Source organism: Protofrankia sp. Cr1 (genome assembly GCF_963555865.1).
Lineage (GTDB): Bacteria > Actinomycetota > Actinomycetes > Frankiales > Frankiaceae > Protofrankia.
This window is the reverse complement of record NZ_CAUVXO010000197.1, coordinates 1-8,905: the sequence shown is the minus strand read 5'-3', so window position 1 is coordinate 8,905 and position 8,905 is coordinate 1. Positions and strand designations below refer to the sequence as shown.

At 66.8% G+C, this 8,905-nt stretch carries 6 protein-coding genes and 2 pseudogenes; 3 read left to right on the top strand and 5 right to left on the bottom strand.

From position 1 onward, the window contains the following. The 4 genes from U9980_RS15830 to U9980_RS15815 form a co-directional block, all read right to left on the bottom strand. A partial coding sequence (locus tag U9980_RS15830) for a tyrosine-type recombinase/integrase (protein ID WP_322768622.1) occupies nucleotides 1-1,015 on the bottom strand: 1,015 nt, incomplete at its 3' end. After that, the gene (locus U9980_RS15825) at nucleotides 1,012-1,974 is read right to left on the bottom strand and encodes a tyrosine-type recombinase/integrase (protein ID WP_322768621.1); all 963 of its coding nucleotides are present in this window, start codon (nucleotides 1,972-1,974) and stop codon (nucleotides 1,012-1,014) included. The genes U9980_RS15830 and U9980_RS15825, both read right to left, overlap by 4 nt. Further along, nucleotides 1,958-2,764 carry a site-specific integrase gene (locus U9980_RS15820; RefSeq protein WP_322768620.1) on the bottom strand — a complete coding sequence of 269 codons (807 nt, stop codon included), beginning with the start codon at nucleotides 2,762-2,764 and terminating at the stop codon, nucleotides 1,958-1,960. Before U9980_RS15820 ends, U9980_RS15825 begins: the two co-directional genes overlap by 17 nt. Before the next feature lie 47 nt (nucleotides 2,765-2,811). Then, nucleotides 2,812-4,095, bottom strand: coding sequence for an IS256 family transposase (locus tag U9980_RS15815; RefSeq protein WP_416210289.1), 1,284 nt, complete (start codon nucleotides 4,093-4,095; stop codon nucleotides 2,812-2,814). A gap of 650 nt (nucleotides 4,096-4,745) precedes the next feature. On the opposite strand from U9980_RS15815, the gene ltrA reads away from it, so the two are divergent. Next, nucleotides 4,746-6,119 carry a group II intron reverse transcriptase/maturase gene (gene ltrA / locus U9980_RS15810; protein ID WP_322768619.1) on the top strand — a complete coding sequence of 458 codons (1,374 nt, stop codon included), beginning with the start codon at nucleotides 4,746-4,748 and terminating at the stop codon, nucleotides 6,117-6,119. A gap of 96 nt (nucleotides 6,120-6,215) precedes the next feature. On the opposite strand, the pseudogene U9980_RS15805 reads toward ltrA, so the two are convergent. Further along, nucleotides 6,216-6,929 (bottom strand): annotated as a pseudogene (locus U9980_RS15805) (helix-turn-helix domain-containing protein); the annotation flags it as partial. A 737-nt stretch (nucleotides 6,930-7,666) separates the two neighbouring features. Here U9980_RS15805 and U9980_RS15800 point away from each other — a divergent pair. Together U9980_RS15800 and U9980_RS15795 are read left to right on the top strand one after the other, a co-directional pair. Beyond that, on the top strand, nucleotides 7,667-8,536 hold the full coding sequence (locus U9980_RS15800; RefSeq protein ID WP_322768618.1) for a LysR family transcriptional regulator: 870 nt from the start codon (nucleotides 7,667-7,669) through the stop codon (nucleotides 8,534-8,536). 166 nt (nucleotides 8,537-8,702) lie between these two features. Further along, nucleotides 8,703-8,905: pseudogene (locus U9980_RS15795) on the top strand (hypothetical protein); the annotation flags it as partial.

Sequence of the window (8,905 nt, the reverse complement as noted above, 5' to 3'; positions counted from 1 at the left end):
TCAGGGACGAGTCCAACGTCCAGTCCGGCAGGGCGTCTGGGGTGAGTGGTTCGTAGGCATTTTCGATCGCCTTGCGTTTGGCCTCGGCGTCTGCGCGGGCGTAGATCTCGGTGGTGGACACGTTGGCGTGGCCGAGTAGATCACGGATGTAGATCAGGTTGACCCCGGCGTCGATCAGGTGCATGGTCCGTGTCCGCCGGAGCGTGTGGGGCGTGACTGGCAGGCCGGGAGCCCAGCCGGGGTCGCGTGTCCGGACGGCCCGCACGTAGCGGGCCAGTAGCTTGGCGACCCCGGACCGGGTCAGTCTGGAGTGGTTCGGTCCGGGGAACAGCGGGTCCGCGTCGGCGCCGAGGCCAGGATGCCGATCGCGGTGTTCGAGGTAATCGGCGACGAGCTGGGCGGTCGGGTCCATCACGGGCACGTACCGGATCTTGGAGCCCTTCCCGTGGATCACCACAATCATCGGGCTGGCGCGGCGGATGTCGGCGACGTCGAGGTCGCACAGCTCCTGGACGCGGGCGGCGCTGTCGTAGGCCAGGGCGAGCAGGACGGTGTCCCTGACAGCGCGTGTGTTGGCCGTGCCGGGTTCGGCGAGCAGCGTCTTGACCTCGTCGCCGGTCAGGTGTCCCCGCTGCGGGGCTGGGGTCTTCTTCTGCCGGATCGCGAGGATCTGGGTGACCTGGTCGAGATGGTCGGGCTGCTCGACGGCGGTGTAGCGGCAGAACGACTTGATCACTGCCAGGCGCTGGTTGCGGCTGGCGGCCGAGCAGTTGCGCTCGGCTTCCAGCCAGTGCAGGAACCGCAGGACCCGGGGCCGGTCGATGTCGGCCAGGCGCAGCTTCTCCGGCGGTATGTGCTCAGCGTCCCTGAACCAGGTGAGCAGCAGTTTCATCGCGTCCCGGTAGGAGGAGATGGTCTTCGGTGAGGCTGCGCGTTCCCCGGCCAGGTGGTCGATGAAGAACTTCGACAGCCAGCGCCCGGCAAGCTCCGGCGGCGGCGCGGGCCGCGGGTTCACTGCTCGTCCCCGGGTGCGGGGATGACGTAGCCGAACCGGACCTGGGCCTTGGCCATGACCTCGGGGTAGGCGTCCGCGGTCAGCCTCAGGTAGTACTGGGTGCCGCGAAGGTCGGCGTGGCCCATGTAGCACGCCAGGTAGGGCAGCATCACGGCCAGGTCCGTGCCTTGCGCGGCCCATCGTCTGAGGTTGGCGACGGCGAAGCCGTGACGTAGCGAGTGCGGGTGCGGGCCGCCGGTGAAGTGGGGGATGGCGGCGTCGGCCAGGTAGCCGCGGAACCGCACGTATACGGTCGACTGGTTGATCGGCCTGCCGGCAGCGACGGTATAGAAGACATAGTCGCTGCTTTCGGGGGCGGGGTGCGCGGCTGCGATGTAGTCCTCCAGGGTCGCGGTGAGCCGGCTGGTGACCGGCACGGTCCGGCTCTCGCCGTTCTTGGAGTCGCGGATCCGCAGCGTCCCGACACGGGTGTCCACATCGGCCAGGCTCAGGTTGAGTGCCTCGGAAACTCTCAGCCCGGCGCCGTAGAGCACCCTGAACAGGACCGGGTCGACCATCGCCTTGTTCGAGAAGCTGGACATGGCCTGGGTGTCGACCACGGCGAACAGGCGGCGCACCTCGTCGTCGGTGAGCACATACGGGGGCTGGTGGCGGACACGAACACGGGTTGCCGCGGCCGGGGTGCAGGCATCCCAGCCGGCGGCCTGGGCGTACTCGGCCAGCTGACGCAGCGCCAGCTCGTTACGCCGAAGCGTGGAGGAACGCAGGTGACCGCCGTAAAGGAACCCGTCGAACGCTTCTTTGGTGATTGACCCGTCCGGATACCCCTCCCGCCGGCAGTGATCGGCGAACTGGCGCAGCACCCGTTCCTGGACCTTGAACCGGTATCCGCCAGCACGGCGCGAAGCGACCAGTTCGGCGACCAGGCCCGGCAACGTCGTGTCAGACACCGCACTCACCCGCCCCCGCCTGGCCGATGACGTCTTCGATGTCCAGCGCGCAGCATCGCAGCCGTTCGACGTCGAAGCGCAGGTAGTAGGCCTGGGTCGTGTCGCTGGAGGCGTGTCCCAGCACGGCCGACACCACCGGCATCGACGCCCCGTTGCCGATCATGGCGACGGCCAGCGCGCCGCGCAGGGAATGCATCCCGCGCACCTGGTCCGGCGGGAAATCGATCCCCGCGCGGGCAGCGTGGCGCGACAGCCGGGAGGCGACCGACGAGGAACACCCGAACGTGTTGAAGGGATGGCGGTGCTTGATGAACACCTTCGGGCAGGCAGTTTCGGGGCGGCTATGCCGGACGTAGTCAATGATCGCCCAGCCGACGTCGTCCAGCAGCGGCAGGCTTAACGGTCGGCCCGTCTTGTGCTGGACGATCGTGATGGTCTTCGCCCGCCAGTCCAGGTCGCCGAGTTCGAGTTGCCGCAGATCGGAGATCCGCAGGCCGAGCCGGGCGGTCATCAGGATCATCGCGTAGTCGCGTTTGCCGGTGGCGGACTGGCGGTCGATCACGGCCAGCACCCGCCGGATCTCCTCAGCGGTCCACAGGTGCGGTTCGGACTCGTGGCGCAGGTGCCGGTGCGGCGGCAGCCGGTCGGCCAGGCTCTGCGGGGTCCGGCCCGCAGCGGCCAGGAAAGCCAGGAAGTCCGCCAGGGATGACCGCACGGTCGCGATGGTCTTTCGGCGCAGCCCGCGTTGGCGCAGCAGGAAACCTGACACGTCCCGCACGCCGAGGACGGGCGCACTCACGATTTTCGTGTAAGCCGGTGATGGGCAGCTTACTGTCTGTGACTCTATCAGAAGGATAGTCGTCCGGGGAACAAGTTGACGAGCGAGTTGAGTGCGACTTTCCAGCCGTGGGTTCCTGTGCCGGATTCACCGCCGCGCTGGCTGGAGATGTTCCGGAGGCCGAGGTAGAGGAGTTTCATCGCGGCGTCCTTGTCGGGGAAGTGGCCGCGGTTCTTGGTGATTTTCCGGAGTTGGAAGTTGATGGATTCGATCGCGTTGGTGGTGTAGACGATTTTCCGGAGCTCGGGCGGGAAGTCGAGGAACGGAATGAACTCGGCCCAGGCGTGGCGCCACACGTCCACGGCGCCGGGATAGCGGGCACCGAAGGCGGTGTCGAATGCGGCCAGTCCGAGCTCGGCGGCCTCCAGGGTGGGGGCGGTGTAGATGTCCTTCATGGCCTTGACGACGGCTTTCCTGTCGCCGTAGGACACGAACCGCATCGCGTTACGGATGACGTGGACCACGCAGGTCTGGACAATGCTGTCGGGGAACACGGCGGTGACGGCGTCAGGGAGTCCCGTCAGCCCGTCGCAGCAGACGATGAGGACGTCACGGACACCCCGATTCCGGAGATCCGCGAGAACTTTCTGCCAAAACTTCGCGCCTTCGCTGTCCTGGATCCAGCAGCCGAGAGCGTGCTTACGGCCATCGGTATCGACCCCTATCGCCAGATACGCGACCTTGGTGGAGACGACACCGTTGTCCTTGACGCGCAGGCGGATCCCATCCACATACATGATCGGGTAGACCTCGTCCAACGGCCGCGACTGCCAGGTCTTGATCTCGTCGACGACGACGTCGGTGACGTTCGAGATCAGTTCCCGGGACGCCTGCACCCCGTAGACCTCACGCAGGTGCGCCTCGATGTCGCGGGTCGTCATGCCACGGGAGTACAACGACAGGATCGTGTCGTCGAGATTCCCGATACGCCGTGCCCGCTTCGGCACGATCATCGGCTCGAACGTGCTGTTCCGGTCCCGGGGCACCTCGATATCGACCGGCCCGTTCCGGGTCGACACCGTCTTGACCGACGTGCCGTTCCGGGAGTTCCCCGAGCCGTTCCCGGACGGGTCACCGGACTCGTAGCCGAGATGGTCGGTCATCTCGGCCCGTAGCGCCCGTTCCAGAACAGCTTTCGTCATCTGGTTCAACAGGCCATCGACACCATCGATCGGCGTGCCGGTCTCCTTCGCCTCCGCCAACAACGTGTCGATCACATTCGGCGGGAACGTCTCCGCGATCACCTGGGCCGCCGCAGTATCACGTTCACGACGCTTTACATTCTGTGCCATAAGATGACCCTTTCCGACCGACCGATCACGGTAGGTCGATTCTTGTCACCTCCGGCTTACACGCTTCCCATGAGTGCGCCCAGAGATCAGGAGGTGGCCCGTGGGGTCATGACGTGGTCTGAAGCTCGTCGTCGCTTGCCGGTGGGAGTCCGGTCCGGGTAGCTGCCAGGAGGCCCGGTAGCAGGTTGCCGGCGTCGGGGGGAAACGCCCGGCGTCGAAGCGCAACGTCAAAAGCCCTGAGAAGGGGAAGCGACTGGACGGTCCGTAGCATAAAGCGAAGCTTGCAGCGCCGTTAAAGTGCCCGCCGCAAAGCGGGAAGAGGGAGAGCCGAGCCCCTTCAATCAGGGTGAAGGCCATGGAAGCGGTGAAGATCCTGGAATGCAGCCGCGAGGAACTCCCCGGCGTAGGGGGCACGGAACGTTCAGACAGCGACGGCGGGAACTGGGGAGGCCCTCCCCGGCCGAAGCAGGCCGCGGAACCTGCGGAACGGCGACGTCTTATAACCGGTGAGGAGCCGGGAAGTAGGCGAGCGTGTCGGGAGGGCGTCGGAGGCGGCCATAGTACCGTTCGAGCCGGACGGACAACATAACCGCCGGTGATGGGAAGGGCCGCTACTTCGTCTACGCGCTGGTGTGAGGGAGATCGGGCTGGTGAGTGCCGTTTCGGCTAGGTCCACCCTGGCGGCTGTCCGTGGGGACAGGGTCCGCGCCTTGCAACATGCGCTTTACCGGGCGGCCAAGGCCGATCCCGGACGGCGGTTCCACACGCTCTACGACAAGGTCTACCGCAAAGATGTCGTGGCGCGGGCATGGGAGCAGGTGCGCCGCAACCGTGGCGCAGCCGGCATCGACAACATCACCCTGAGTATGGTCGAGGGGTACGGCGTTGACCGGGTCCTCGACGAGCTGGTCTGCGAACTGAAGGACGGCAGCTACCGTCCGCTGCCGGCCCGGCGGGTGTTCATTCCCAAGTCCGGGTCGGATGAGCGGCGGCCGTTGTCTATCCCCGCAGTACGCGACCGGATCGTGCAGACAGCGTTGAAGATCGTACTCGAGTCGGTCTTTGAAGCTGATTTCCTTGGGTGCTCGTTCGGCGCTCGGCCGAAACGGAGCACGCACGATGCCCTCCAGGTGCTGCTGGATGAGTCCTGGCGGGGCCGACGTTGGGTGGTGGAAACGGACGTCGCCAACTGTTTCGAGGCGATTCCACACGACAAGTTGATGCAGGCGGTCGAGGAACGAGTCTGTGATCGGAAAACCCTCGCCCTGGTGCGTGCTTTTCTGGAAGCCGGGGTGTTGGAAGGTGGGTCACAGCGTCGAGTAGTGACCGGTACTCCCCAAGGGGGATGCGTCTCGCCCCTCATGGCTAACGTCTACCTGCACCGGCTCGACCGGGCATGGGATCACGGCCGGGACGGGACGCTGGTCCGTTATATCGACGATCTCGTGGTGATGTGTGAATCCCGGCAGCAGGCCGACCACGCGCTCGCGCGGATCACAGCCCTGCTGGCCGACCTCGGCCTGGAGTCGAAGGCGGCAAAGACCCGGATAGTGCACCTGACCGAAGGCGGCGAGGGATTCGATTTCCTCGGTTTCCACCATCGGCTGGTACGCGCTCGGGGTCGGACCGGGGCCAGGCGTGTCGTCTTTCTCGCCCGCTGGCCATCCCGCAAGGCGGCCCAGCACGCCCGTGACCGGATCCGGGAACTGACCGCCCGGTCGAGGCTGCTGGTGCCGGTCGACACCGTTATACGGCAGGTGAACGCCTTCCTGCGCGGCTGGGCCGGGTACTTCCGTTACGGAAACTCTGCCCGGATGTTCGACAAGATGCAGACCTACGCCCTACACCGGGTTGCGATCTTCGTGGCGAACCGTCACAAACGCAGCCGGGCATGGGGCTGGCGGATCGTGGCCTACGCCTCACCCGACCATTTCGGGCTGCTTAACCTTGGTGGGACCGTGCTCGCTCCCAGGCCGAACCGTCCCTGGAGATCACCGAATGCCGGCGGTGAAAGACGTCGGTGAGCCGTGTGCGGGAGAACCGCATGCACGGATTCGACGGGAGGGAGCTGGAAACGGAACGCTTACGCGTCACCGCGCCAGCTCCCTACCCAACCACGCCCACGACGTCTCCAGGTAGCCGTTCGTCCGCTCGACCAGGCCCTTGAACTCCGGGTCCCGCGGCGGCGCCAGCCGGATCCTCGTCGCCAGGGTGCCGGCGAACGCCGCCGCCGGCACGGTCGGCCGTCCGCCCCCGCCGATCGCGGACTCCCGGTCCCAGACCAGCGTCCTCGTGACCCGGCCGACCCCCGAGATCAGCAGCCACATCCCCGCCAGGATGTCACCGGCCTGCCGCGACGGGATCATCGTCGCCGCCACGAACCGGGAGAACCCCAGCGTCATCACCAGCACCGGCGCCACCCGCTCCAGGCCCGCGGCGACCGGCACCGGCGTCTCCGGGAACCACAGGTCGCACTGCGTGACCTGCCCCGGCTCGTAGACAACCCGGTCAACCGGGTCGATCCCGACATACTCCGGCCGGATCAGCGCCAACCGCTTCTTCAACGGTGACAACGAGTACGGCCAGCCGACCCGCTCGGCGACCACCGGCGCCGGCATCCGCGGCCACTGGGCCAGCAACACCCGGATCCGAGGCTCGAACGGATCAACGACCGACCCCTTCGCCGCCCGGACGTACCTCGGCGGCCCGTCCGACGCCAACGCCTTGCGGACCGTGTTCCGCGCGACCCCCAGCCGCCGGGCAATCTCCTTGATCGGAACCTGTTCGGCCCGATGCAACCTGCGGATCTCGGCCCAGTCCTCCACCTTCAGCACCTCCCTACGCAAGCAGGGGGTCAACTTCCGGAGGTCCCCAGGGGGTCAGTTTTCAGGAAGCGGCGACACACGTTCGAAGGAAAGAAAGCTCGAAGCGTTGCCACGGCTTCATGACGCGGTGAATCAGGGGTCATGGTCGAGGGCGACGACCTGCATCACCCCACCATCTGACAGGGATGGCATTCTGTCGGGTGGTGGGAACGGGTGCGTTATGGCGTCGTGCTCGTCATGGCCGCGTGCCATTCCGGTATCGTCGCAGATGGTGGGTGTAGTGGTGGGACGTGGTGTCTGTCGCTGGTCGACTGGGGTGTGATGGCACGAGAGTACCGGCTGTGAAGTAAAACCGAGCTAAGCCCGTTTCCTTGCGGGGTGGCGGTCTGTGTGGCGCGATGATTGGGAAGTGGTATGAACGATGAGTTGATCGCGGAGCTGGCGGTGGTCGGGTCAGAATCGGATCGGGCGGCTTCCGCGTTGGGAAAGGCGGGTGACCCGGCGGTGATTCCATACCTGCTTGTGGCGTTGCGTCGCGACGCCGGGTGGGAAGACGGGTCGGCGGCCTGCCGTAAGGCGGCGGCAATCGCCGCGATCGGTGGTGACGCTGCGTGGCCCAGTGGTTCTGGGCGGCTGACCAGTGCTTGGTCTTGTCCAGGCGCTGCTTTTCCCGGCAGCGGGGACGTACTCTCACACTGCCGGTGATGCCACCTAACTGTGGGCCGGTTGCTCGGGGCGGAGGGTTGATGGAGATCCAGGCGCTGCGGTACGTGGTGACGTTGGCCGAGGAGTTGCACTTCGGCAGGGCAGCGAAGCGTCATTTCATCTCCGCCCAGCCATTCGGACAAGCCGTGCAGCGGCTGGAACGTGAGGTCGGGAGCCGCCTGTTCGAGCGGACCAGCCGGCGGGTCAGCCTGACCTCGGCGGGTGCGCGTTTCGTCGGGCGAGCCCGGGTGGTGCTGGCGGAGCTGGAGGGGTTGCGCCAGATCGCCGCCGAGGAGGTGGGCCCGGAGGCAGGCTCGCTGCGGGTGGGGATCTTGGGGTTCGGTGCGGCTGACCGCTGGCAGGCGCTGCGGGATGCGGTGGGTGTGCAACAGCCGGGCCTGTCCCTGCAGTATTGCGACTTGGATTTGACGGATCAGTACGACGCGGTGCGCCGGGCTGAGGTGGATGTCGCCGTTGTCCAGTTCGTGGGGGAGCTGGACGGGGTCGACTTCGAGCCGGTCCTGTCCTCGCCGCGGGTGGCGGTGGTCCCGGCGTGGTCGGAACTGGCTGGGGCGTCGTTCCTGACGTCGGGCGATCTGGCCGAGTTGCCGTGGTTGGAGGTGGGTGGCCGGGAGCCGTTGTTGGCCTCGTGGGTGGGTTCCGCGCGAGGCGCCGGTGCACCGTGCGTGCGACACCCGGCCGCGATCCCCACGGCGGTGGCGACGACCGGCCGGGTGTCTCTGCACGCGGCGGCGGCTGCCCGCTATTACCCGCGACCTGATGTCCGTTTTGTGCCGGCGGAGGGGCCGCCGGTGGAGATCGCTGTCGCGACCCGCAGCGGAGACCGCCGGCCGGCCGTGGCCGCGTTTCGCCGTGCGGCGGCAATCGCCCGCTCCTTGCCCGCTGCTTGACCCGGGGCGGGCGAGTCTCGAGACAAGCCCGACAGGCGAGTTCGCGTCCGGACCTGGATCGCAACTTTTCTGCCTGATGATCGCCACCGACCTGGGGTGATGTGCTGCCTGTGACGGCCGTCATAGGCCGGAAACAAGAAGATGTCTTTCAGGGCAGGCGGTCATCATGGCGACTCAACGCACCCTCGTCCGAGGTGGGCACATCCTGTCGATGGACCCGGACATCGGTGAACTGGCCCGAGGCGATGTTCTCGTCGAGGACGGGGTCATCGCAGCTGTCGCGCCTTCGCTGGGCGAGGTCGACGCCGAGGTCATCGACGCGGCTGGGCACATCGTCGCACCGGGGCTGATCGACACCCACCGGCATAC